21 protein-coding genes and 1 pseudogene are annotated in these 24,658 nt (G+C 71.8%); 12 read left to right on the forward strand and 10 right to left on the reverse strand.

Features of this window, described 5'->3' with window-relative positions; genetic code table 11:
• Positions 1-98: 98 nt before the first annotated feature.
• From I6A81_RS27750 to I6A81_RS27760, 3 genes are all read right to left on the reverse strand, one after another.
• Positions 99-845 (reverse strand): anti-sigma factor, encoded by a 747-nt coding sequence (locus I6A81_RS27750; RefSeq protein WP_203004160.1) that lies wholly within the window; start codon positions 843-845, stop codon positions 99-101.
• On the reverse strand, positions 842-1,486 hold the full coding sequence (locus I6A81_RS27755; protein ID WP_203004161.1) for a sigma-70 family RNA polymerase sigma factor: 645 nt from the start codon (positions 1,484-1,486) through the stop codon (positions 842-844). The genes I6A81_RS27750 and I6A81_RS27755 overlap by 4 nt, the downstream gene beginning before the upstream one ends.
• Before the next feature lie 316 nt (positions 1,487-1,802).
• Positions 1,803-2,603 (reverse strand): helix-turn-helix domain-containing protein, encoded by an 801-nt coding sequence (locus I6A81_RS27760; RefSeq protein ID WP_307874962.1) that lies wholly within the window; start codon positions 2,601-2,603, stop codon positions 1,803-1,805.
• Between the two features lie 414 nt (positions 2,604-3,017).
• Here I6A81_RS27760 and I6A81_RS27765 point away from each other — a divergent pair, with 414 nt between their 5' ends.
• Together I6A81_RS27765 and I6A81_RS27770 are read left to right on the forward strand one after the other, a co-directional pair.
• Entirely contained in the window at positions 3,018-3,509 is a 492-nt protein-coding gene (locus I6A81_RS27765; protein WP_407661396.1) for a VOC family protein, read from the forward strand.
• Positions 3,510-3,831: 322 nt separating this feature from the next.
• Positions 3,832-4,587: an alpha/beta fold hydrolase gene (locus tag I6A81_RS27770; protein WP_203004164.1), complete on the forward strand. Its 756-nt coding sequence runs from the start codon at positions 3,832-3,834 to the stop codon at positions 4,585-4,587.
• 34 nt (positions 4,588-4,621) lie between these two features.
• Here I6A81_RS27770 and I6A81_RS27775 read toward each other — a convergent pair whose 3' ends face one another.
• Complete coding sequence (locus I6A81_RS27775) at positions 4,622-6,979, reverse strand: HelD family protein (RefSeq protein ID WP_203004185.1); 2,358 nt, start codon at positions 6,977-6,979, stop codon at positions 4,622-4,624.
• Positions 6,980-7,618: 639 nt separating this feature from the next.
• On the opposite strand from I6A81_RS27775, the gene I6A81_RS27780 reads away from it, so the two are divergent.
• The 4 genes and pseudogenes from I6A81_RS27780 (at position 7,619) to I6A81_RS27795 (ending at position 11,895) form a co-directional block, all read left to right on the forward strand.
• Entirely contained in the window at positions 7,619-8,392 is a 774-nt protein-coding gene (locus I6A81_RS27780) for an enoyl-CoA hydratase-related protein (protein WP_307874964.1), read from the forward strand.
• A 36-nt stretch (positions 8,393-8,428) separates the two neighbouring features.
• Positions 8,429-9,241, forward strand: a pseudogene (locus I6A81_RS27785) (class II aldolase/adducin family protein); the annotation flags it as partial.
• Between the two features lie 469 nt (positions 9,242-9,710).
• Positions 9,711-10,775 (forward strand): hypothetical protein, encoded by a 1,065-nt coding sequence (locus I6A81_RS27790; protein ID WP_203004167.1) that lies wholly within the window; start codon positions 9,711-9,713, stop codon positions 10,773-10,775.
• A gap of 496 nt (positions 10,776-11,271) precedes the next feature.
• A complete protein-coding gene (locus tag I6A81_RS27795; RefSeq protein ID WP_203004168.1) occupies positions 11,272-11,895 on the forward strand; it encodes a GNAT family N-acetyltransferase in 624 nt (207 codons plus the stop codon).
• A 430-nt stretch (positions 11,896-12,325) separates the two neighbouring features.
• Here I6A81_RS27795 and I6A81_RS27800 read toward each other — a convergent pair whose 3' ends face one another.
• Entirely contained in the window at positions 12,326-13,072 is a 747-nt protein-coding gene (locus I6A81_RS27800; RefSeq protein WP_203004169.1) for a winged helix-turn-helix transcriptional regulator, read from the reverse strand.
• Between the two features lie 208 nt (positions 13,073-13,280).
• Between I6A81_RS27800 and I6A81_RS27805 the strand changes: the two genes are divergently transcribed.
• Both I6A81_RS27805 and I6A81_RS27810 read left to right on the forward strand, forming a co-directional pair.
• Positions 13,281-14,123 carry a class I SAM-dependent methyltransferase gene (locus I6A81_RS27805; RefSeq protein WP_203004170.1) on the forward strand — a complete coding sequence of 281 codons (843 nt, stop codon included), beginning with the start codon at positions 13,281-13,283 and terminating at the stop codon, positions 14,121-14,123.
• A 310-nt stretch (positions 14,124-14,433) separates the two neighbouring features.
• Positions 14,434-14,958: an SRPBCC family protein gene (locus tag I6A81_RS27810; protein WP_203004171.1), complete on the forward strand. Its 525-nt coding sequence runs from the start codon at positions 14,434-14,436 to the stop codon at positions 14,956-14,958.
• Positions 14,959-15,368: 410 nt separating this feature from the next.
• Here the strand turns inward: I6A81_RS27810 and I6A81_RS27815 are convergent, their stop codons facing one another.
• Together I6A81_RS27815 and I6A81_RS27820 are read right to left on the reverse strand one after the other, a co-directional pair.
• The gene (locus I6A81_RS27815) at positions 15,369-16,172 is read right to left on the reverse strand and encodes a VOC family protein (RefSeq protein WP_203004172.1); all 804 of its coding nucleotides are present in this window, start codon (positions 16,170-16,172) and stop codon (positions 15,369-15,371) included.
• A 222-nt stretch (positions 16,173-16,394) separates the two neighbouring features.
• Positions 16,395-17,096, reverse strand: a complete 702-nt coding sequence (locus tag I6A81_RS27820; protein ID WP_203004173.1) for a pyridoxamine 5'-phosphate oxidase family protein — start codon at positions 17,094-17,096, stop codon at positions 16,395-16,397.
• Between the two features lie 166 nt (positions 17,097-17,262).
• Between I6A81_RS27820 and trxA the strand changes: the two genes are divergently transcribed.
• Positions 17,263-17,637 (forward strand): thioredoxin, encoded by a 375-nt coding sequence (gene trxA, locus I6A81_RS27825; RefSeq protein WP_203004174.1) that lies wholly within the window; start codon positions 17,263-17,265, stop codon positions 17,635-17,637.
• A 59-nt stretch (positions 17,638-17,696) separates the two neighbouring features.
• On the opposite strand, the gene I6A81_RS27830 is transcribed toward trxA, so the two are convergent.
• The gene (locus I6A81_RS27830) at positions 17,697-18,005 is read right to left on the reverse strand and encodes a cupin domain-containing protein (protein ID WP_203004175.1); all 309 of its coding nucleotides are present in this window, start codon (positions 18,003-18,005) and stop codon (positions 17,697-17,699) included.
• A 226-nt stretch (positions 18,006-18,231) separates the two neighbouring features.
• Here I6A81_RS27830 and I6A81_RS27835 point away from each other — a divergent pair, with 226 nt between their 5' ends.
• Positions 18,232-18,666 carry an NUDIX hydrolase gene (locus tag I6A81_RS27835; RefSeq protein ID WP_203004176.1) on the forward strand — a complete coding sequence of 145 codons (435 nt, stop codon included), beginning with the start codon at positions 18,232-18,234 and terminating at the stop codon, positions 18,664-18,666.
• Between the two features lie 43 nt (positions 18,667-18,709).
• On the opposite strand, the gene I6A81_RS27840 is transcribed toward I6A81_RS27835, so the two are convergent.
• On the reverse strand, positions 18,710-20,188 hold the full coding sequence (locus tag I6A81_RS27840; RefSeq protein WP_203004177.1) for an amidohydrolase family protein: 1,479 nt from the start codon (positions 20,186-20,188) through the stop codon (positions 18,710-18,712).
• Positions 20,189-20,617: 429 nt separating this feature from the next.
• Here I6A81_RS27840 and ctaD point away from each other — a divergent pair, with 429 nt between their 5' ends.
• Positions 20,618-22,354, forward strand: a complete 1,737-nt coding sequence (ctaD, locus tag I6A81_RS27845; protein ID WP_203004178.1) for an aa3-type cytochrome oxidase subunit I — start codon at positions 20,618-20,620, stop codon at positions 22,352-22,354.
• 438 nt (positions 22,355-22,792) lie between these two features.
• Positions 22,793-24,106, forward strand: a complete 1,314-nt coding sequence (locus I6A81_RS27850; RefSeq protein ID WP_407661397.1) for a sensor histidine kinase — start codon at positions 22,793-22,795, stop codon at positions 24,104-24,106.
• A 140-nt stretch (positions 24,107-24,246) separates the two neighbouring features.
• Here the strand turns inward: I6A81_RS27850 and I6A81_RS27855 are convergent, their stop codons facing one another.
• The gene (locus I6A81_RS27855) at positions 24,247-24,645 is read right to left on the reverse strand and encodes a hypothetical protein (RefSeq protein ID WP_203004180.1); all 399 of its coding nucleotides are present in this window, start codon (positions 24,643-24,645) and stop codon (positions 24,247-24,249) included.
• Positions 24,646-24,658 lie beyond the last annotated feature (13 nt).

Raw genomic sequence — 24,658 nt, forward strand, 5'->3', positions numbered from 1 at the left:
CGCGCCGGCGCGGCGGGGGCGCCCGCCCGGCGGGCGCCGATCAAGACCCACGGGAAGGGCCGCGACGGTGGACCGCGGCCTAGCGGCTGGACCGCCGCCTAGCCGCGGACCGCGGCGGTGCCGATGACCGCGGTCGTCGGCTGCTTGGACCCGCCCTTGGGCTCGACCGTGACCTTGACCGAGTCCACCGAGTCCTTGTCCGCCCTCATCTGAAGAACCCGCTCGGCCTGGCCCGCCGTGCCATCCACCAGCCCAGCGGACTTGACGCCGTCGGGGGTCGACATCCACAGCTGGTAGACCCGTCCTTCGGGCAGCGGCGGCAGGTCCCGGACCGCGACGTACAGGCGGTCGCCGAACGGAATGACCGCGATGCTGCCGCCGCCGGTCATCGGCTGCGCCGAGCGGGCAGCCGCCGCGGACACCACCGTGGTGAGCTCCGCCGTCCGCGACCGTTCCGCCGCGAGCTGGTTGCGCTGGTCGACCGTCTGCGCGCCGACGACGCCGAGGCCGGCGAGCGCGATGACGGCGGCGACGCTGGCGGCGATCGAGTAGATGGTCAGCCGGCGCTGCCGCCTGTTGCCGGGGCTGTCCCGCTCCGGCAGCACTGGCGGCAGCTGGCGGGTCTGGCCGACCAGGTGCAGCACGGCGCCCCGCAGCGCCGGCGGCGGCGTCTCCGGCACGGCCTCGCCGAGAATGGCCGCGACGGCGCGGAACTCGGCGACCTCACGGGTGCAGGTCGGGCAGTCCGCGAGGTGCGTCTCCACCTCGGCCCGGTCGCGCGGGTCCAGGGAGTCCAGCACGTAGGCGCCCGTGAGGCTGTGCGCCTCTGGCGACAGCGATGTCATGCCCCCACCCCCAGGCAGTCGCGAAGACGGATCAGGCCGTCTCGCATCCGAGTCTTGACTGTGGGAACCGGGGTCGACAGCAGGTGCGCGACCTCCCGGTAGGTGTGTCCGTTGTAGTAGGCGAGCACGATCGACTCGCGTTGCAGGTCGGTCAGGCCGCCCAGGCAGCGCCGCAGCCGCTCGTACTCGAGGCGCAGCTCGACCTGCTCGGTGACCTCGTCGTAGCCGGCGTCGCCGTCGCGCGGCGCCCAGGCCATGCCGACCCGCCGCTCGCGTTCGGTCGCCGCCTGGGCAGAGCGCACCCGGTCGACGGCGCGCCGGTGCGCCAGTGCGCAGACCCAGCCGACGGCGCTGCCCTTGACGGGGTCGAACCGGCTGGCCAGCCGCCAGATCTCGACGAAGACCTCCTGGGTCACCTCCTCGGCCTGGGCCGGGTCCCGCAGGACCCGCTTCACCAGCCCGAAGACCCGCGGGGCAAGCTGGTCATAGAAGGCGGCGAAGGCATCGCCGTCGCCGCGTCCGGCCCGAAGCAGCAGTTGCTCGGCGTCTGCCGGCCCGCCGCCGGTCGTACTGGGGCCGTAGTCGGGCTTGGCCACGGCATAGAGCGCCCGGCCGTCGTCATCGTCCGCATGTCGCGGCATTGGGCGGAACCTCCAGATCATGGGCCGGGCCGCCGGGGTCGCCACCGGCCGCGCCGTCTTCCTGGTGCTATCGCAGGTAGTTCGGAACAGCCGCGCGCTCGGATTGGCTCCCAGCGCACTCATCCTGTCCCGATCATCCCCATGGGCGGAAGACCTTGGACCGGATTCGTGCGCACCAGCCGAACATGGCCGGTCAGGAGTCTTTCGAGCGGCGAAGCCGTCAAAGACCAGACATGCCCTCAGCCCGGGGAGTGGCCAGCCTCTCAGGCGCGACAGGCTGCCTTCTTCGGCGGCCTCCTCCTCAGCCGCTTCCTCCTCAGGAGCGCCGGGCCGCGTAAGCGCCAGGAGGAACGCCGACGACGTCGCGGAAGTCGCGGTTGAAGTGGGCCTGGTCGAACCAGCCGAGGCGGGCGGCCAGGTCCGCCAGGTCGTCGACCTCGCCGGAGTCGAGCATCAACTGGGCGTCATGGAGCCGGAACCGTTGCAGCACCCATTTGGGTCCGACCCCGACGTAGCGCCGAAACATCCGTTGCAGCGTGCGCGGCCCGACCCGGTACCGATCGCAGACGGCCTGGACGCTGGTCAGCTCCCGGTCGGCCAGCAGGTCGGCGACGATCTCCAGCAGCCGTTCGTAGCTGGGATCGGGCGCCGGCCGTCGCGCCAGCAGGAACTCGTCCATCAGGGAAATCCGCTCGGCGTCGTCGTCGGCGCCGAGGATCGCCGCCCGGATCGCCGCGGCGCCGTCGGGTATCGCCTCGGTGAGGCGCACGGCCCGGTCGGTGTACGTTGCCGCGTCCTGCCCGGTGAAGGCCCCGAACCCGCCCGGACGGAACTTCACGCCGAAGACGCGGCCCTCGCCGCGTAGCAGGACGTCGAACCGCTTCGTCACGACCCCGGTGACCAGAGCCTCGGGCATCTCGAGGCCGTGCCGCGGCCCGTCGCCGGACTCCACCGTCAGGTGCACCGCCGGGTGGGTCAGCACGGAGGAGAGGTATGGCGCGCCGGGCGGCAGGCTCCAGCGCACCGTCCAGTACCGCTCGATCCAGGTGCCCAGGCCCGGATGCGCGGCCGGTCGGGTGAGGGCGAAGTGGCGCTGCCCCTCCTCGGGACGCAGCACCCCCGCCTGACTGGCCGTCGGCGGGCGCGGCAGGTCGGGTGGCAGCGACCGGGGCGCGCGCCGCGGCGCGGCACCGGTGGCCGGTCCGCCCGGCGCCGCCGGGTCCGGCCACGCCCCGCCCGGCGGCCTTCCCCCTGACGCCGCGCTGTTCGGAACACCACCTGGCGCCATGCTCCTCGAAGCGTCGCCGGCGGTGCCGTTCAGGGATACCCGGCCCGGGGACGTCCGCGCGGGCCACGGCGTCCCGTCGGGCCGGAGCGTGGCCGGCGGTGTCGCGTTCGTCCAAGTCGACACGGCGTCAGCCTAAGCAGGATGTGCGACATGACCACAGACACCAAGGCCACGGCCCACACCAGCGACACGGCCCCCAGCGACACGACCGGCACCCGCGACACGACCGGCACCGGCGGCGCGGTGACGCCCGCCGTCAGCCCGGTCCCGGCCGGCTACACCTCGCTTACGCCGTTCTTCGTCTGCGACGGTGCCGAGCGGGCGATCGCGTTCTACGAGGCGGTCCTCGGCGCCCAGGTCGTGAACCGCAACGACACCCCGGACGGGACCAAGGTCGCCCACTGCGAGCTCCAACTGGCCACCGGCCGGCTGCAGCTGTCCGACCCGATGCCGGACCATCACCTGGTCGCCGCCTCGGGCGGGGACGACGTCAGCCGGTCCACGGTCGCCTACCTGCCCGACGTCGACGCCGCCTACGAGCGCGCCGTCGCGCTGGGCGCCAAGGGCTACGGTGCGCCGGAAACGTTCGTGACCGGCGACCGCTACGCCGCCTTCCTCGACCCGTGGGGCCACCGCTGGGCCATCATGACCCGCGTCGAGGACGTCGACCCCGAGGAGGCGGCCCGCCGCGTCGACGCCTGGCTGGCCGAAAACGCCGAAACTCCCGACGCCTAACGCCGCGACCACCGACGTTGGCCTGCCACACATGATCGCCGATAGTGCCCTGGAGAGGTCGCGGACAAGGCCAGGTCACGACCTCCCCAGGGCAGAAACGGCGATCATGTCCGGCGTCGGGACAGGGCGGACCTTGGCGGGGCCGGCACCAGGCGCTGGTCCGCGGCGAATCCGGCGCTTCACCGCGATCCGCGCGCAGTCCGACGATCCTCGAGCCCCCGCGGCCGGCCAAGGGCCGGATCTGGATGCCTGGGCTGGGCCAGCCCGGGGCGGCCCGGCCGTTTCGGGCATCGGCCTAGGTCAGCGGACACAATCGGGCGTCATGACTTCAATCGTCCTCGTTCATGGCGGCGGCTTCGGCGGGTCGTGCTGGGAGCTGTTACTGCCGCACCTGACCGCCCCGGCGATCGCGGTCGACCTGCCGGGCCGCGGCGCCCATCCGGCGGACCCGGCGTCGGTGACGTTCGCCGGCTGCGCGGAGTCGGTCGCCGCCGACGTGGACGCCGCGGGGTTCGACGACGTCGTCCTCGTCGGGCATTCGATGGCCGGCGGCACCATTCCCCGCGTGCTGACGATCCTCGGTGACCGCGTCCGGCACGCCGTGTTCGTCGCCTGCACCGTCCCCGACGACGGCAGGAGCTGCCTCGACATGATCGACCCCGCGTTCCGGGCGCGCGCCGTGGAAGGCGGCCGGGGCGGTGGGTCCGGAATCCTCAGCTCGGAGCTGGCCCGGGTGGTGTTCGGCAACGACCTGGACGACGAACAGTTCGCCTGGTGCCGGGAGCGGATGGTCCCGGAGGCGCCCGGACTGCCCGCCGAACCGGTCTACCTGGCGCCCCTGCGGTCACCGACGCCGCGGACCTGGGTCCGCACCCTGCGCGACGTCATCGTCCCGCCGGACCGGCAGCTGCACTATGTCGCCAACGTCAGCGCCACGAACATCGGCGGCGCCGACGTCGATGGCGCCAACGTCGGTGGCGACTGCCAGGTCATCGACCTCGACGCGGGCCACATGTGCATGATCAGCCAACCGGCGGCGCTCGCCACGATCCTCAACAAGATCGCCGCTTCCTGCTGACGCCCGTCCGCGCGGCAAGATCCACGGAAGGACCTCAGCGCGCGGCCGGCTCCGCCACGGCCGTCCTCGGCTTGAGCGCGCCCAGCGCCTCCGGAAGGGGCGAGGTGTGCAGGACGCCCAGGGATCGGGTGGCTCGGGTGAGGGCCACGTAGAGGTCGTTCAGGCCGCGGGGGGACTCGGTGATGATGCGGTCGGGGTCGACCACCAGGACGGCGTCGAACTCGAGGCCCTTGGACTGGCGGACGGTCAGGACGGCCACCGGGGTCTCGAGCTCCGGATCGTCGCCGGCGGTCGTCGCGCCGGGGACGGCGGCGGCGATCGCGGGGTGCAGGTCGGCGAGCATGGCTGCCGGGACGAGGACCGCCAGGCGGCCGCCGTCGGGGCCTTCGCCAAGGGCTTCGGCCAGGTCGGCGGCTTCGCTGGCGACGACGGCGGCAAGCTCGGTGGCCAGTTCGTTCGGCTCGATGGCAAGTTGCCACGGGGACGTACCGGTCTCGCGGACTGAACGGGGCAGTTCCAGCTCCGGGTCGATGGCGGCGAGCACGCCGGCCGCCACCGCCATGATCTCGGCGGGGGTGCGATAGTTCACGGTCAGCCGCTCCAGACGCCAGCGGCCGGCCAGATGCGGACCGAGCACCCGGTCCCAGGACGAGGCGCCGGCGAGATCACCGGTCTGGGCCACGTCGCCGACCAGGGTCATCGAGCGGCTCGGGCAGCGGCGCATCACCATCCGCCAGGCCATGTGCGAGAGCTCCTGGGCCTCATCGACGATGACGTGCCCATAGGCCCAGGTCCGGTCGGCGGCGGCCCGTTCGGCCGTCGATCGGTCGTCGTCGTTCTCATGCCGTTCGGCGAGCCGCTCGGCGTCGATCAGGTCGGAGACCATCAGGATGTCCGGGTCGTCATCCATATCCCGGGTAAGGATGTCGACGACACCCTGCGCGTAGGCGATCCGTTCCCGGCGGCGCCGTTCCGCCGCGGCCAGCGCGGCCGTGTCGTCCTCGCCGAGACACTCGGCGGCCTCGTCGAGCAGCGGCGCGTCAGCGGCCGTCCACATGCGGTCGTCCGCGCGGCCGCCGTGCGGGTCGGGGCGCAGCAGCAGCCGCCACTCGGCGGCGCGCAGCCCGGCCGCCGCCGCGGCCGAGCCGAGCAGGTCCTCGTCGGCGAACAGGTCGGCGAGCAGCCACTGCGGGGTGAGGACCGGCCACAGGTCGTCGAGCGCGGCGAGCACGCCGATGTCCTGGCCCAGCTCGTGACGGATGTCGTCGAGGACCTCGTCGCCGAGCAGGTTGCCGCCGGAGACCCCCGCGTCGTCGCCGCCGAGCGGGTCATCGGCGTAGGGGTCGGCGCCGAGATGGTCGAAGTACTGCTGGGCGAGCGTGTCGATGATCTCGCGGACGAAGACCCGGCGAGCCTGGTTGTGCGGGCGCCGGGTGTCGCGGGCCTTCTCGCGCGCCGCCTCGCAGGTGGCGGCGTCGAGGAGCAGGACGTCGCCCTCGAACGGGATCTCCACCGACTCGGTGGGCACCCGCTGGCGGTCCTCGACCGCGGCGGTGATCAGGTCGGCCATCCGCGGGCCGCCCTTGATCTCGGCCGTCTCGCGCGGTTCGGTCCGCGCGGCGCGCACGCCTGGGAACAGGTCGCCAACGGTGGCGAGCACCACGCTGGTCTCGCCGAGGGCCGGCAGCACGTGGGAGATGTAGCGCAGGAAGGTCGCGTTCGGGCCGATGACGAGCACGCCACGCTTCGAGAGCTGCTCACGGTAGGTATAGAGCAGGTAGGCGGCGCGATGCAGCGCGACGGCCGTCTTGCCGGTGCCGGGGCCGCCCTGGACGACCAGCACCCCGGAGTGGTCGGCCCGGATGATCTGGTCCTGCTCGGCCTGGATGGTCTCGACGATGTCGCCCATCCGGCCCGTCCTGCCGGCGGTCAGCGCGGCCAACAGCCGGGCCTCGCCGGTGAGGGACTCGTGTTCGGGACGGCCGTCGACGGCGCCGAGGTCGAGCACCTCGTCGTCCAGGTCGGTCACCCGGCGCCGGGACGTCCGGATGTGGCGGCGCCTGCGGACGCCCTCGGGTGAGGCGGCCGTGGCGAGGTAGAACGGCCGGGCGGCCGGCGCCCGCCAGTCGACGAGGAGCGGGGCGTAGTCGGCGGCCTCGTCCAGGATGCCGAGCCGTCCGACGTAGCGCGCCTCGCCGTCGTCGAAGTCGAGCCGTCCGAAGCACAGCCCGTCCTCGGCGGCGTCGTAGCGGGCGAGCTGACGGGTGTACCGCGTGACCGTCGCCTGCCGCTCGGTATGGGCCTGCGGGCGGCCGCCGGGCCGCTCCCGCAGCGCCTCGGCGAGCCGGGTGGACGCCTGTTCGCGGGAGCTGTCAAGACGCTCGTAGAGCATCGAGACATACTCCTGCTCGCGCCCCACTTCCTCGTTTGACAATGCAACTCCCCGAATAGTAAAATGCCGCTCGTCGTGGCATTTCCCGCCCGTCGGCGGCGACTTCCAAATTGTAACCGGCATGAACGCGTGAGCCGGTTCGCCCGTTCCCGGGGACGCGGAACGACCCCGTCTCTCCAGGTCACCGGCCCACGACGGTCCGTCGAAGAGCCCGGAACGTCCGCTTCCATCGGCCCAACCCCTCAGCTCCGTGAATGTCGGGCTTCACGCAACCTTGTCGGCCTGCGAACCCGGGATGGGCTGATTAGGTGGCGCCCGCCGCCGCGCGGCGATTAAGCGGTCCACGCCTCGGCGCGCGGCGGGCTCATGGTTGACGGGATCGCCTGGTTGACGGGATCGGCGCGCGGGGCGACGGACGCGCCCCGACCGGCGCCGTCGGCGCCCGGCCACCCCGGCCACCCGTCTCGCCCGTCACCCGTCTCGCCCGCTCCGCCATCCGCGCCTCGCCACCGGCGCCGCGCGCGGGCAGATCAGCGGCGGCCTTCCTCGAACCGTCGACAGGACAGGTTAGCGACCATTAACATATACGTTATACAATCTGTCCGGACCCCGTGGGCAGGTGACGGCGAGGAGACCCGGGTGGACCACGGTGACGGCGGGCTCGTGCGGGTGGACCTGGCCGACGGGATCGCGGTACTGACATTGGACGACCCAGCCCGGCGCAACGCGCTCTCCCACCGGCTGAGCCTCGACCTGGCGCGCGCCGTCGACGAGGCGCTCGACGCGGACGCCGGCGCGATCGTGCTCACCGCGACCCCGCCGGTGTTCTGCTCCGGCGGGGCGCTGGATGACCTGCTCAGGCCCGACGTGCCGCTGCGGGCGATGTACGAGGGTTTCCTGCGGCTGGCCGACGCGCCGGTGCCGACGATCGCGGCCGTCGGCGGTCCGGCGGTCGGCGCCGGCCTGAACCTGCCGATGGCCTGCGACGTCGTCCTCTGCTCGCCGTCGGCTGTCTTCGACCCGCGATTCCTCGACGTCGGCATCCACCCGGGCGGCGGTCACCTGTGGCGGCTGTCGCGGCTCGTCGGCGCGCAGGGGGCGGCGGCGCTGGTCCTGCTCGGCGACCGGCTGACCGGCGAGGAGGCCGCGGCCCGCGGCCTCGCCTGGCGCTGCGTGCCGGACGACGAGCTGCTCGGCGTGGCCCGTCGTCTTGGCCGCCGCGCGGCCGGCCGCGATCGGGAGCTGACAGCACGCACGAAGGCGTCGCTGCGGGCAAGCGCGGCGTTGACCGACCCCAGGGCGGCGCTGGAGCTGGAGCTCGCCGCGCAGCAGTGGGCGGTCTCGCGCCCCGGATTCGCCGAGCACGTCGCCGCGATCCGGGAAAGCCTCGGCAAACGCCGGGTGGCCGGATAGCAGCCGGATAGCAGCCGCCAGGCCGAAGACCGGACGGATGCGGAAGACCGGACGGATGAGGAGCAACGAATGGCTGGATTCGTCACCAGGACGCTGCCGACGTTCAGTTCGGTGGAGGAGGAACGGCTGCACCGCAAGCAGCGGCTGGCGGCAGCCTTCCGGATCCTCGGCCGGTCCGGGTTCAACGAGGGCGTCGCCGGCCACGGCAGCGTCCGCGACCCCGAACTCCCCGACCACTACTGGGTGAACGCCTACGGGCAGAGCTTCCGACACGTCAAGGTGTCCGATCTCTGCCTGGTCGACGGGAACGGCAAGGTCGTCGACGGCCCGAACAGGGGCTCCCGAAACCTGGTCGCCCACGCCGCGCTGACGATCCACGGCGCGGTCCACGAGGCCCGTCCCGACGTCATCTCCGCCGTCCACACGCACGGCCTCTACAGCCGGACCTGGGCGGCGCTCGGCCGGCCACTCGACCCGATCTCCCAGGATGCCTGCGCCTTCTACCAGGACCAGGGCCTCCTCGACGACTACACCGGCGTCGTGCTCGAGGAGGCGGAAGGCAAGCGGCTCGCGGCCGCGCTCGGCACCCACAAGGCCGTCCTGCTGCGCAACCACGGCGTGCTGACCGTCGGCCACTCCGTCGACGAGGCGTTCTGGTGGCACCTGAGCTACGAGCGCTGCGCCCAGTCCCAGCTCATGGCCGAGGCCGCCGCCACCCCGCCGCACCTCATCCCGCCGGCGGCCGCGGCGCTGACCGCCTCCCAGGTGGGTAGCCACCGTTTCGGCTGGTTCTCCTTCCAGCCCCTCTACGACTGGATCACCACCGAGGAACCCGACCTCCTCGACTAGCGGGAACCTCGTTCCGGCAGCGGGGCGGCCCCGACGAGCCGGCTGGTCATGACCTGTGGGCGTTCGACCATGATCCCAGACGCCATGGTGCCGAAACCCTCCTCGTCGGGCACCACAGCCCCTGGACCGATCCCAGGACCGGCCAGCCACCAGCGATGTTCATCGCCCCACGTGGCCGGCCAACGCCGGACCTCGGAACGCGCTTCTCTCCGAGCCTGTCCTCGGTCCGCCGGTCCCACGGCCCTCGGCGCCCCGCTGGCGCTGCCCGGCGCGCGCACCGAGGGCGGCCAGCACCCCGCGCGTCCCCCCGCGCGGAAGGCGGGTGCCTTGCCGACGGTGACGCCTCGTGCGCCGACCGGATCGCCGACCGATCGCGTGAGGACCCAGGCCCGCGCCCCCCGTGACGGGTGTGGAGTATGTCCGCAGGTCTGGGACGGGACAGGTCGGGACAGGTCGGGATAGGAGATGCGTGGCGCAGCAGTGGCTGTCACTGGTCGCGATCGCGGCCAGCCTGCCGGTGGTGGTGCAGCTCAGCAACGTGCTGCACGAGGTCGGCCACGCCCTGGCCGCGCTCGCGGTCGGCTACCGGGTCCGCGGGTTCGTCGTCCGCGGGACCAGCGCGGACTTCACCAGATCGGGCGGCTTCCTGCAGTTCGGCCGGCGGTTCGGCAAGGCCGCCGCCGTCATCGCTCCGCGGCGGGGCTGGATCTCGGGCTGGCGCGGGATGGTCGCCTATGCCGGCGGCGTGGTGGCGAATGCGCTGGTCGTCGTGCTGACGGCGCCCGCGACCGGGACCTGGGTCCGTAGCCACGGCGTTTCGCCGGGCGTCCACACGGTGGTCTCCGTCATCACCGTCTCGTTCTTCTGCGTCAACGCGTTCCAGGTGGTCGCGAACCTGGTGCCGCGCGTCCTGTCGACCGGAGCGGTCAGCGACGGCAAGCACCTGCTGAACCTGCTGCACTCCCGCCGCCTGGTGGAATGGATCAAGGTCGCGGAATCATCGACGGTCGTCGACTGCCCGCGCGAGCTGCTGTGGCAGTTTCTCGACAACCCGGACAACACGACCCGCTACGACACGACCGCCGAGCGGGCCTACCAGAAGCCGGGCACGCCAGCGTTCGTCGGCAGGATCGTCGTCATCCAGCACCGCCCGACACCGTCGGAGACAGCCGGCGCGGTGTACGAGAAAGAGATCATCGAGTACGAGCCGCCGCGCCGTGTGATGGCACGCAGCACCAAACACCATTTCCTGCGCGGAGAGATCCTGTTGCGGGCCCTGGGGCCGGGCACCACCCGCCTCACCCAGACCGTCTGGATCGGGACGAAGCCGCTGGCGCCCGAGCAGCGCCAGCGGCTGCTGGACAGGCTCGCCGAGGTCGGGCCGCGGCTGTCCCGGGAGAACGACGCGATCAGCCACATCTTCGCCGCCGGCAAGACCGAGGTTCTCACCCGCTTCACCGGCGGCAAGAAGACCGAGATCCTCACCCGCGGGACGCGCGGCCGGCGCGACCAGCGCGGGGCCCGAACCCGGTAGGAGCCACCGCGGACGGCCGCCGGCACGCGTCACCATCGGTGGCACGAGACCGGCGACGAAGCCGGCGGCCACGAGATCGACAGACACCAGGGGCCTTCCGCGGATCTTGCCGGGGTCGCTCGACCGCCGATCCGCGTACACATCCGATGATCACTAGCCTGCTGGGGGCCCGGCGACTTCCTTGATCGTCGGATGCGTACGCCGTCCGGCGATTTCTGTCCGTTTCGTCGCCGAATCTCGTACGGATCTGGTGATCTATCGAGGAGACCGGGGCAGGGTGGGGCGAAGATCGCGGGATGTGTACGCGGTTCGGCGGTCCGGGGCGACGGAACATGATCACGGGCAGCGTCGTAGACCGGCGGCCAAATATCGGCGGACGTGAGGTCGGCGGCGTGAGCGCGGATATGCCCCGGGCGAGCCGGCTGGACGCGTTACGGCGGCGTGACGGTGGCGCCGTCCGCCGCTGCCCGCGGCCGCGCGTCGCGACAATGGCCGCATGGAACTCGAGCAGGTCGACCAGGTCGACGACGCCGGCGCGCGACCGGTGACGGACGCGGGCACGGCGGCGCCGTCGGTCGTGGTGCGGCCCGCGGCCGGCCGCGCGGACGCCGCCTCGATCCAGACGATCTACGAACCCTGGGTACGAGACACGGCGATCACCTTCGAAGAGGTCGTGCCGACCGTCGACGAGGTCCTGGCACGGATGAATGCCCACCTGCGCAAGCCATGGCTGATCGCCGAGATCGACGGCGAGCCAGCGGGATATGCCTACGCCAGCCAGCATGCCGCGCGGTCGGCCTACCGCTGGTCGGCCGACGTCTCGGTCTACCTGCGGGCGGACCGGCGGGGGCGCGGGCTGGGCCGGCTGCTCTACGACCGGTTGATCTCCGAGGTGCGCGCTCTCGGCTACGTCACCCTGTTCGCCGGGATCACCCAGCCGAACCAGGCCAGCGTCGGCCTGCACACGGCCGTCGGCTTCCGGCTGGCCGGCGTCCACCCGAACACCGGCCACAAGTTCGGCCGCTGGCACGACGTCGCCTGGTACGTCCTCCCACCCGTCGGCGGCCCGCCGGCGAACCCCGCCGAACCGCGTGAATGGACGCCGTCTCCGGTCGGCTAGGGCCGCACCAGCGAAGGTGCCCGCGTCGTGGGCCGGTGCTGTGGGCCGGTGCCAGCGACGTGTCAGTGGTAGCGAAGTGTCAGTGGCAGCGCGGTTCCTGGCCCGCGTATCGACGGACAAGTCCAGGAGCAGTGGCGACCGAGGACGGGCCGGACCGGACCGCCGACCTGTCCACGGATTCGCGACCCCTGGACCGCGTATCGACGGACAAGTCCAGGAGCAGTGGCGACCGAGGCCGGACCGGACCGGACCGGACCGCCGACCTGTCCGCGGATTCGCGACCCCTGGACCGCGTTCTGACGGACACTTTGGGCCCGCCGCTCGCGGGACGGGTGGCGGGTGGCGGGTGGCGGGTGGCGGGTGGCGGGGCGAACGTCGCTGGGTATGGCACCGGCGTCACCCGCCGTCCGGCCCGGGCGGACGGCGGTGTCTACGCGATCGCCGGTACAGCTCCGGCAGTCCTGGCGGCGTCCATCGAGGCGAGGCCGGCGCGGCGCTGCTCGGCGCGTAGCAGACCCTGGGCGAAGAAGCTGGTGTCGAACCAGGTGGGAAAGTCACGTACCAGCTGCGACGGGCCGCGCAGCTCCGCGTGGCCACCGTCGAGCAACGCCCGGAAGGGGGCGCGGCCGACCAGCCACCGGTGCATCTGCTGGGTGACCGCGGTGAGCCACAGGTCGACGTCCAGGCCAGGGTCGTCCCTGCAGACCGTGATCGCGGAACCTTCGATCGCGTACCAGCCCTCGGCGGCGCCCGGACCGGTGAAGTCGAGGTGCACGACGGTCCGCCGGTGCGGCAGCCGGTCCGCGACCGCGTGCTGGTGCATACGCCAGATAAGCGACAATCCGTCGCAGTCCTCGTCGTCCGGGTCGTCGAAGAGCCATTCGGCCGCCCAGTGACCGATGGCCCAGATGATGGGCGTCATCGACTCGCCGGCCTCGGTCAGCGCGTAGCGACCGGCACGACCGCGCTCGGCCGCCTCGCGGGTGACCAGACCGTGGCGTTCGAGCTGCCGAAGCCGCTGCGCGAGCAGCGTCCGGCTCATCTTGGGCACGCCCCGATGGATCTCGTTGAAGCCTCCGGCGCCGACCATGAGCTCCCGGATGATCAGCGGCGTCCAGCGATCGCCGATGATCTCAACGCCCAGCGAGATCGGGCAGTAGTCGGAGTGAATCGGCACTCGATCATCGAAACATGAATCGGCGCTGGTCGGGTAGCCCAGACGCCGTGTCCGGCCTGACAGTCTGCCGACACCCCGGGGTACAGAAACGCTACTGGTTGCCCCGCCCGTGCCCGACCGAACCTTCTTCCCGAGGCAACCGCGGGAACCAGCTAGCCCCCGTGACCTCAGTGACCATCCGGGCTGAAGGCTTCAAGGAGGAAGCACGATGACCACTACCCACGCCACTCCGGCGACGTCCACCACCCCCGACCTGGCCGCCGTCAAGGCGAAGCAGCAGAAGACCTGGTCCAGCGGTGACTACTCGGTGATCGCCACCCAGATCCAGCTGCCTAGCGACCTGATCGCCGAGGCGTGCGACCTGCGCGCCGGCTGGCGCGTGCTGGACGTGGCGTGCGGCTCCGGGAACGCGTCGCTCGCGGCGGCCCGTTCGGGCACCCACGTCGTCGGCGTCGACTACGTCCCCGAGCTGCTGGAGAAGGGCCGGGCACGCGCCACCGCCGAGAACCTCGACGTCGAGTTCCGGCTCGGTGACGCGGAGGACCTGCCGGTCGCGGACGACTCGTTCGACGCGGCGCTGTCGGTGGTCGGATCGATGTTCGCGCCCAACCACCAGCGGACCGCCGCCGAGCTGGTCCGGGCCGTCCGGCCGGGCGGCGTGATCGGGCTGGTCTCCTGGACGCCGGCCGGCTTCATCGGCCAGATGTTCCGGACGATCACGTCGCACGTCCCGGGCCCGAAGGGGGTCCAGTCCCCGATGCTGTGGGGCACCGAGGAGCACCTGGCGGAGCTGTTCGGTGCCGCGGCGGCCGAGATCCGCTCGGTCGAGCGGACGGCGGTCTGGCGGTTCCACTCGCCGGAGGACCTCGTCGACACGTTCCGCCGCTGGTACGGCCCGGCGCTCAAGGCGTTCGAGGCACTCGACGAGAGCGGCAAGATCGCCCTCGCCGCCGACCTCGCCGCTCTGGCCGGCGACTGGGACCGCAACAAGGACGGCGGCTCCGTCGCGATCCCGGCCACCTACCTGGAGACGGTGATCACCCTGCGTTAGGGCGCGCCCCGTGGACGGACAGGTCCACGGCAGGGCACGCCACCGGCGGCCGGGATCATGGTGAGTCACGCCGGGTCACCGGCACCGAGCCTGGCGGTCCTCCACCCAGGAGCACCGACACGACGCCCACAGATCATGGTCCACGGCCCCCGACCGCCGATCCGCGGGCGTGACGGCGAGCCGCGCGCCAGAGCAGGCCAAGTCCATAGGATGCGCCCGATGAGGTAGGAGACGGTCATCTCCTACCTCATGGCGCGTTCTGTCGGAAGTAGTGCCTCTTGGCGCGACGCGGATCTGAAGGGTGCCAGACATGACATCGCCAGAAACGGTTGGTACCGCCGAATCCACCGCCTCGTCGGACGAGACGCCGGCGACCGAGATCGAACGGTTCGAGATCCGGCGGCAGATCGCCGCGCCACCCGCGAAGATCTTCGCGATCCTGCGCGACCCGAAGGGCCACGTCGCGATCGACAGCTCGGGAATGCTGCAGTCTTCCGAAGGCGAGCCGGTGAGTAAGGTCGGCGACGAGTTCGTCGTACACATGGATCGCGAGTCGCTGAACGACTACCCGCTCGGCAAGTATGACGTGACGGTCATCATCACCAAGTACGAGCCGGATTCGGCCATTGAGTGGACGATCTCCGGGCTAATTCAGCCGCCGATCGGCCACATCTATGGCTACGAGCTCGAGCCAAGCGAGATCGGCACGCTCGTCACGACGTACTACGACTGGAGCCAGATTCACGAAACCTACCGCGGCAAGGGCGTCTTCCCGGTCATCCCCGAGGCGGGCCTGCGCGCCACCCTCGGGATCCTCGCCCGCACCGTCGAGTAGGTCCGGATCGGCGACCATCGCCGCACGGACGCCCGACGGGGAGCACCGGTGGCTGGGCGCGGCTCAGGGCACGCCGTTTCCGGCGCGGCGCCCGCCGGAGCATCCGCGGCGCCCGCCGGGCGGGCCCACCACCCAGGCCGATCGGGCTGACGCCCGGTAGGCCGGCCGTTCCGGCCCAGGTCGGGTGGTCTGGCTGGCCCGGGCCAGCCAGGCCCGGCCGCACCATGATCACCCGATTCCTGGGAAACCGCGGCCAACGCCGCGTCACGGCGACCATCTCCACGGGCAATGACGATCAAGGGTGACGCCGAGCCCAGAGGGCTCCACGGAATCCGCGCCAGAACCCCGGTTCTGGCGCAGGCCAGGTGGCCTGGCTGGCCTGGGCCAGAAACCGGAGCCCAGCCGCCCCGTCAGGCGACCGGCGGGCTGAACGGCGCGTTGTTCGGGCCGACGAGCTTGAAGACGGCGCCGGTCGCGTCGGTGGCGGTGGCGAGGCGGCCGTAGGGGGTGTCCTCGGCGGCCTGGACGATCTTTCCGCCGAGCTCGACGGCCTTCGCGAGCGTCGCGTCGACGTCCTCGGTCGCGAAGTACACCGACCAGTGCGCCGGGACGCCGTCGGGCAGGAAGGCGGTCGCGTCCATGACGCCGGCGAGCGGCTCGCCGGCGGAGCCGGGCACGATCGTGTACTTGAAGTTCTCCTCGTCCGCCGCGGTCGCCGTGGTCCAGCCGAAGACGTCCCGGTAGAAGTCGAGGCTCGGGGCGTAGTCGCGGGTGTGCAGCTCGAAGTGGGCCGGCGCGCCCGGCTCGCTGATCGCGCTCAGGCCCGTGTGCAGGCCGGGCTGCCACATGCCGATCACGGCGCCGGCCGGGTCGGCGACGACCGCCATGATGCCGAGGTCACCGACGGGCATCACCGAGGCGATCACCTGGCCGCCCTTCTCGACGGCGGCGGCCACGGCCTTCTCGGCGTCGTCGGTACGCAGGTAGACCGACCAGACATCGGGCACTCCGCCCATCTCCGGCTGAGACTGCATACCGCCGGCGATCGCCTGGCCGTTCCGCAGGAAGTTGAAGTATCCGCCGAACTCCTCGCTCGGCTCCCCCGCCGTCCAGCCGAACAGTTCGCCGTAGAACGACTGGGAGGCAGCCGGGTCCGATGTCATCAGGTCGATCCAGATCGGCGCGCCGGTGATGGCGGTGTCAAGCGTGGGCACGTGGCCTCCCTCAGTTCGTGTCGCGAGCTACTCGCACCACGATGTCCGTGTCATGGAGGTAGACCGACCCCCTGGCACGAACTCATCGGTCCCGCGTGAATCGCCGCGGCTGGCCGGCGGGCACGCGGGCACCGCTCGACGGACACGACCTGGCGGGCACAACCTGGTGGACGCAGCTTGGCGGACACAGGTCGGCGGACACGGCTTAACGGCGGACGCGGCTTAGCGGAGGCTCGGCGCCAGGCCCGCGGGCGTGGGCCGTTCCCCGGGCGATCCGCCCGGATCGGCTTCCCCGGCCCGGGAGGGACCGCGGACTTCACCGATCCGGGCAGACCCGAGGTCCGGCTCGGGGATGCCCGCGGTGAGCCGGACCGGCACGACACCCGCCCAGTGGTCGAGCGCGAGGTCGGCCTCGTCGTCGACCGGGCCGCCGGTACGGGCCTTGAGCGCGACGTCCGTCCCCTCGGCGGCGAGGTCGACGGCGAGCACCGCGGTCGCGGCCAGTTCCTTGGCCGACGGCGGCCGGCACTGGGCGGAACGGTCGATGCCGACCCGGTCGACCAGCGCCGCGAGCGCGCGGCCCTTCTCCTCCGCGTCGGTGACCAGCGCGGCGGCGCCATGGATGACGACCGAGCGGTAGTTCAGCGAGTGATGGAACGCGGAGCGGGCCAGCACCAGGCCGTCGAGCAGCGAGACCGTGACGCACACCGGCAGCGGCCCGGGCCGCGCCGCCGCGAGGATGCGCGCGGCCGTCGAGCCATGCACGTAGAGAATGTCGTCGACCCGCGCGTGCAGGGTCGGCAGCACATGTGGACGGCCGTCCACGACGACGCCGACGTGGCAGATGAGCGCCTCGTCGAGCACGGGGTACGCGCCGGCCCGGTCGGCCACGACCCGGTCACGCAGACGGGTGGGGAGCAACATGGCGCCATCGTGTTGGACCCCGCTCGCGCACGTCCACCGGATTTCGCCCGCCGAGCGGTGACGTCTGCCGAGTGTCACACGGGCGACGCCCGCCGGGGCGGGAATGAGGACAGGCGGGGAGCGGCTTGAGAGGATCGAGCGGACTCAACCCGAGGAAGGCCCGGCGATGACGACTGTGGAATTGACCAAGGAGAACTTCGACGAGGTGGTCGGCGGCGACGCGGACCTTGTCCTGGTCGATTTCTGGGCGTCCTGGTGCGGCCCGTGCCGGATGTTCGGCCCGGTGTTCGAGCGGGTGTCCGAGAAGCACCCGGACGCGGTCTTCGGGAAGGTCGACACCGAGGCACAGCGGGAGCTCGCGGCGCATTTCGGCATCTCGTCGATCCCGACGCTGATGATCGTTCGCGACAACGTGGTGCTCTACTCGCAGCCGGGCGCGCTCCCCGAGGCCGCCCTCGAGGACCTCATCTCCCAGGCCAAGGCCGTCGACATGGACCAGGTCCGCGCCGACGTCGCCTCCCAGTCAGCCGACCAGGCATGACGCCGCCGCCCGGCGACAACCGCTAGCGGGCGAGACCCGTCTCGGAGGTCGCTCGGCGGCTACGCCGCCCGTTCGCGGTAGGCCTCGACGCAGGTGACACCGGCGGGGCCAGCCTCGGCCTCGTGGCGCGTGTTCGGCGGGAGGTCCAGCCGATCGCCGGGCATCATGAGAAAGCGCTCGCCGCCGACGATGAAGTCGATCGACCCGGTGACGCAGCAGAGGACCTTGTGGTCGGGATGCGTGTGCGCCCCGAACCAGGCCCACGGCCCAGCCGACCAGCGCGACGGCCGCAGCCCCAGCCCGCGCAGTAGCGCCACCGCCTCGGCGGGCTCGGTCGCGCCGGCCCCCGGTGTCACCAGACCGGCCATTCCGCGACCGTAACGCCAGCCGGCCACGCGCCGCGCCGGCTCGGTCGGAACTGGTTCCGTTCCGTGGTGGCGAGCACGGGCCCGGGTCGGTCGCAGGTCCGGGTTCCGGCCGGCCGCCGCCGCCGCACGCGACGGCACGCCCGATTCGGCGTTCCACCGCGTGCGGCTGCCTACTCCCGCCGGAAGTACGCCTGGCCGGACAGGGCTGTCCGCTAGCGTCCCGGACGTGAAGAAACCAAGGATTCGTCCGATCGCGCTCGCCGCGGTGCGGCGCGGCGATGACCTCCTGGGGTACACGGGACGGGACCCGGCCACCGGGAGACGGATCTTCCGGCCGTTGGGTGGCGGAATCGAGTTCGGCGAGACGTCGGCCGAGGCGGTGCACCGGGAGCTCCGCGAGGAGCTCGGCGCCGAGCTCACGAACGTCGAGCTGCTCGGAGTGCTGGAGAGCGTCTTCGAGTGGGAGCGCCGTCCACACCACGAGATCGCCTTCGTCTTCGCCGCGGACCTCGCCGACCGCTCGTTCTACGAGCGCGACGAGCTGGGCAAGGTTCTCGACGCGGACGACGAGGTCAGCTGGCAGCCGATCTCACGCTTCACCGAGCCCTCACCACCGGTCGCCCTGATCCCCCCGGGCCTGCTAGGACTGCTCGGACGCTGACCAGGCCGAGGCCTAGAAGACGCCGAGGTCTAGAAGACGAGATCTAGAAGACGAGCGGCCCGGTGGTGACGCCGGCCTCGCGGGCGGCGTGCGCGACCCGGGCGTGTAGCTCGGCGCTGGCCGCCGTGACGAGCTCGGACGGCGGGCGCGACGCGTCGTGGACGGGTCGGCCGCCGACGTAGACCCGCTTGAGGTTGCGTAGGCCGCACGCGAACACGTAGGTCGCGTAGACGTCCCAGATCGGCCCGGTGTCTGGCTCGCGGGGATCGACGACGAGGAAGTCCGCCTGCTTGCCGACCTCGAGGCTGCCGATCTGGTCGTCGACGCCGAGCACCTCAGCCGAGCCGAGGGTGTGCATCCGGAGCATCTCGCGGGGCATCAGCACCTTGGCATCGGTGTGCAGTGCCCGCAGGGTGTAGATACCGATCCGCATGTTCTGGAACGGGTCGGAGATGTCGGTGCAGGACTGGTCGTCCAGACCGACACCGATCCGGATTCCGGCGGCGCGCAGCCGTGGGATGTCAGCGATTCCCGAGCCGAGCCGGCCGTTCGACGTCGGCTGCCACACCATGCCGGCGCCGGCGGCCGCCGCCTTCTCGATCATCTCGTCGCTGGGATGGACGAAGTGACCGAACAGGAAACGCGGCCCGAGCGCGCCGGCCTCGTCGTACCAGGCGAACTTGGCCCGCTGCTGCTCGATGACCTCCGCCGTCTCGACGAAGTGCGCCTGGTTGATGACGCCGTGCCGGCGCATCAGCTCGGCCTCGAGCGCGGCGGTGCGGGCCGAACCGGCCCACTGCACCGCGCCGAACACCGCGGTGCCGAGGTTGAGAGCGGCGGGCACCTTCGCGTCGGTGTAGCTCGCGACCTGCGCGAACGTGTCGAGAACCTGCGCCTCGTCGAACGCCTCGTCGTCGAGCCGGATCGCGGACATGACCCGGATGCCGGCGTCGGCGCCCGCGTCGACCTGACGAGTGACGAAGTCGACCGGGTGGATCCGGCCCGGCAGCGCCTTGTTCGCGTGCTGGTCGTACTCCCAGATCACCCGGCTCTGCGTGAAGTTGAACGCCGAAGTGATGCCGTTGGCCGCGAAGTCCAAGGACCCGTGCAGGGTGAACCAGTACAGGTCCTCGACGCCCGCCCCGGCCAGCACTGCCATGTTCTCCGCGAGCCAGCCGTAAAGGGTCTCGCCGACGCCGAGGCCGCGCAGCCCGGACATGAACAGGTGGCTGTGGGCCGAGATGAACCCAGGCGCCACGATCGCCCCACCCGCGTCGAGGATGGACCCACCGCTGGCGGAGCCAGCCACCTCGGAAGCGTCACCGCCCTGGCCGGCCGAGGGCAGCTCAACCGGCAGGTCGCCGGCCCCGATCCCGATGATCGTCCCGTCCTCGCCGACGGTCATCCACCCGCGAAACGGCTCCTGCCCGTCCACCATCGTCACCAGCAGCGCATTGACGACCGTCAGCGCGACCGTTCCGCCGACACCCGTCGTTGCCCCGGCCGCACCGTCCGCGCCCATGCCCTGACTCCTCCGCTCGCTCCGCCCGGCGACTCCGTACGCTCCGCCCGGCGGTCGCCGCCAACGCGGCGACGCCGCCCAACCCCGACGGCACGCTACCGGCTCCCTGTTACGTCGCCCTCCCGGTTACGTCGCCCGGCGCATCTCCTTACACGCTCGCCGACCAGACCGGCCCGCGATGCGCGGTCCTCGCCGCGGATCTTGGCCACGTCGTTCGACCGCCGACTCGCGCGCGCATCCAGCGGCTCGCGCGGAGTCCGGCGGATTCAAGCCAATACTCTGACGCGACGCCCGCATATGCGGCACGTCTTGCCCGTATCGCGGGAAACCGCGGCCGGTATGGCCGCCGGCCGGGCGTCGGCTACTCTCTCGGCCGAGAACCCGGAAACGGCACGGCGCAGGCGCGCGGAATCGCGGAGGGAAGCCCAGATGACGGCTACGCGGGAGCGGGCTGCCGGAGCCGATGCCGGCCATCTGGCACACACCCGACAACGGAAGCGTTTTCTGGACTATCTCCGCACGACGTCCCATCGGGACATCGCCGTCATGTACACCGTCGCCTCCTTCGGCTTCTTCCTCTTTGCCGGGGTGCTCGCGGAGATGATGCGGGCGGAGCTGGCGCGGCCGGGGCTCGAGTACTTCTCCAACGAGCAGTACAACCAGCTCTTCACGGTGCACGGCGCCATGATGCTCCTGCTGTTCGCGACGCCGCTGGCGTTCGGGTTCGCGAACCTGCTGATCCCGCTGCAGATCGGCGCCCCGGACGTCGCCTTCCCACGGCTGAACGCCCTGTCCTTCTGGCTCTTCCTGTTCGGCGGCCTGCTGCTGACGGCGAGCTTCCTCACCCCCGACGGGACGGCGTCGTTCGGATGGACCGTGTACGCGCCGCTGAACAGCGAGCTCTATTCGCCGGGCGCCGGCGCGGATTTGTGGATCATGGGGCTGGTCCTCTCGGGGACGGGCACCATCCTCGGCGCGGTGAACATGATCGCGACGACGGTGTGCCTGCGGGCGCCGGGCATGACGATGTTCCGGATGCCGATCTTCTGCTGGAACTTCCTGGTGACGTCGATACTCGTGATCGTCGCGTTCCCGCCGCTGGCTGCCGCGTTGCTGGCGCTGGAGGCCGACCGGCGGTTCGGCGCGCACGTCTTCGACGCGGAGAACGGCGGGGCCATCCTCTGGCAGCACCTCTTCTGGTACTTCGGGCATCCCGAGGTCTACATCATCGCCCTGCCCTTCTTCGGGATCGTCACGGAGATCATCCCCGTGTTCTCCCGCAAGCCGCTCTTCGGCTACAAGGGGCTGGTCTTCGCCACCATCGCCATCGGGATGCTCTCGATCGTGGTGTGGGCGCACCACATGTTCGTCACCGGCGCCGTCCTGCTGCCGTTCTTCGCCCTGCTGTCATTCCTGATCGCCGTGCCCACCGGCGTGAAGTTCTTCAACTGGATCGGGACGATGTGGCGCGGCTCGCTCACCTTCGAGACGCCGATGCTTTTCTGCCTCGGCTTCCTGGTGACCTTCCTGCTCGGAGGGCTGACCGGGGTGCTGCTCGCGAGCCCGCCGATCGACTTCCACGTCAGCGACACCTACTTCGTGGTGGCGCACTTCCACTACGTCGTGTTCGGGACCGTGGTTTTCGCCGCCTTCGCGGGCATCTACTTCTGGTTCCCGAAGGCAACTGGCAGGCTGATGAGCGACCGCCTGGGGAAGCTGCATTTCTGGCTCATGTTCTTCGGCTTCCACCTGACGTTTCTCGTCCAGCACTGGCTCGGCAACGCGGGCATGCCGCGCCGGTACGCCGACTACGGGCCGGGGGACGGCTTCACGACGCTGCACACCGTCTCCACCGCCGGTGCCTTCCTGCTGGGCGTCTCCACGCTCCCGTTCATCTACAACGTCTGGGTGTCCTACCGGAAGGGTCGCGTCGCCGGCGCCGACGACCCATGGGGGTTCGGGAACTCGCTCGAGTGGGCGACGTCGTGCCCGCCGCCGCGGCACAACTTCCTGTGGCTGCCGCGGATCCGATCCGAGCGCCCCGCGTTCGACCTGCACCATCCGAATCACCATGCCGGGCGGATCCCGGCCGGGAGCGCTCCCAGCCTGGCGGAGGGCCGCGGACCGACCGGCGGGCCCACGCCACTGGACCGGCGGAACGAGTGACCACGGCGCCGAGGCTCGAGGCCCCTCGGGCCGGCCCCGTCCGGCCGGCCCCGTCCACGAGCCCGCCGTCGCGTCGAGCTGGCACCCGCCTCCTCGGCGCGGCCCCCTGGGCATCCACCGATCACGGCCCACGGCCGGGATCCTGATCGTCAGGAGATCCGCGCGCGGTGCCGCCGACGACCGGTCCCCGGCCGACCCGGCCGGTCTCCGGCAGGGGTGGGCCAGTCCCCGGCCGGGGTGGGGTTGTCCCGACCCTGGCGGGTGGCTTGGGCCCATGGTGCGGATCTGGGCTCGGGAGGCACCCTGATGTACGTGGAACCAGACCGTACGCAGGCCGAGCCCGCGGTCTTCGGCCCGTGGGAGACGCCCGCCGTGGAGCACGGCGATCGGGCATCCGTCACCCCCGGTCCCGTCGACTCCGGCGCTTTCGACCCCGCCATCGCCAACCCCGCCCTCGCCGCCTCCTCCCCTGCCGACCCCGCTGACCCCGGCCTCGCCGTCGAGCCGACGCCGTCGGCCCGGCCGGCGCCGGCCCAGGGGCCGCCCCCTGAAGACGCGACGCGTCCAACGGACAGGCCGACCAACTTCCCCGATGAGCGGATTCCGCTGTTGGGACTGGGGCGGCTGTGGAAAGTGGTGGCGTTCGAGCTGCTGAACCTGCCACTGGGGATCGCGGGCTTCACCTGCGCGGTGACGTTGCTCAGCGTCGGCAGCGGCCTGGCGATCACGGTCATCGGGCTGCCGTTGCTGGCCGCGGGTCTGCTGGTCTGCGGGACGTGGGGGCGGGTCGACCGGTGGCGGGCGCGGACCTTGCTGGGCCTGCGCATCCAGACGCCGTCGCGGATGCCCGTTCGTGGCGGTGGGATCTTCGGCTGGGCCTGGGCACGGGTCGCCGACCCCGTGAACTGGCGCAGCGCGCTGTACCTGCTGATCCGGCTGCCGTGGGGAATCATCACCTTCACCGTGACGATGGTGTTCCTGTTCGTCCTCTGGCCGGTGCTGCCCTACCTCCTGCGCGGCTTCGCCGCCGCCGACCGGGCGATGATCTCGGCGCTGCTGTCGCCGTCCGGCGCGATGGAACGGCGGATCCGGGAGCTGGAGGCGGGCCGGGAGACGATGGTCGACGCGGCCGCCGCCGACCGCCGCCGCATCGAGCGGGACCTGCACGACGGCGCCCAGGCCCGGCTCGTCGCGCTCGCGATGGATCTCGGGCTGGCCAAGGAGCGGATGGCCGAGGACCCGGAGGCGGCGGCGCGGGCGGTGGAGCAGGCGCACGGCGAGATCAAGAACGCCCTGCAGGAGCTGCGCGACCTGGCCCGCGGCATCCACCCGGCGATCCTCACCGAACGCGGCCTCGGCGCGGCGCTGGCGAACGTCGCCGGGCGGTGCGCCGTGCCGGTCACCGTGGACGTCGAGCTGCCGGCACGGCCGTCGGCCGCCGTCGAGGGGCTGCTCTACTTCACCACCGCCGAGCTGCTCACCAACATCAGCAAGCACGCCGTCGCCCGCTCGGCCACCGTCCAGCTGGTCAGGTCGGGCAAGTACCTCGAGCTGACCGTCACCGACGACGGCCTGGGCGGCGCGGCCATCACCCCTGGCGGCGGCCTGGCCGGCCTCGCCGAACGGGTCGGCGCGATGGACGGCACCTTCACCCTGGAGAGCCCGCCCGACGGCCCGACCGTCGCAACCACCCAACTGCCCTGGCAGGATCCCACGGACGCCACCGCCAGACCGGTGGAGCCGGCCGACTAGGGCGCCCCAGGTCCTTCCGCGGATCTTGCCGGGGTCGCTCGGCCGCCCAGGATCCGCGGCGAGAATCCCGGTGGCCAGCGGCGTGGCCTCCCGCCCGCGGCGCTCGTCTTGTCCGACGTCAGGGCACATTCTGTCCGACGTCAGGGGCCGGATGAGCGCCGGATCTCCCCGCTGACGTCGGACAGAACGCCAAGATCACCATCGGGTTCGGGGGATGGCGGGATGGCGGGATGGGGGGATGGGGGAGCGGATGACTTGTCGTCGTCCGCGGGAAGGGCCTCGTCTAGGGCGCGCTGCTCGATCTGGTGGCGCTTGCCCGCGTAGAGGCAGGCCGCGAGCTCGTCGAACGCGACGGCGCTCACCGCGCGGTGGCTCGTTCGGCGGTGCCAGGGCAGCCAGCTCCGACCGCGCAACCAGCTCCCGAAACGATCGGCCGCGGCCAGGGCGAGCAGTAGCACCACCAGCCCCGGAATAGTCAGGAAGAAGGCGGCCGCCACGACCCGACGAACGCCCGCGGGGGCGGTCCCGGTTCCCAGCAAGGTCAGTTCCCGG

Source organism: Frankia nepalensis, assembly GCF_016786325.1.
In the GTDB taxonomy this organism is placed as follows: domain Bacteria; phylum Actinomycetota; class Actinomycetes; order Frankiales; family Frankiaceae; genus Pseudofrankia; species Pseudofrankia nepalensis.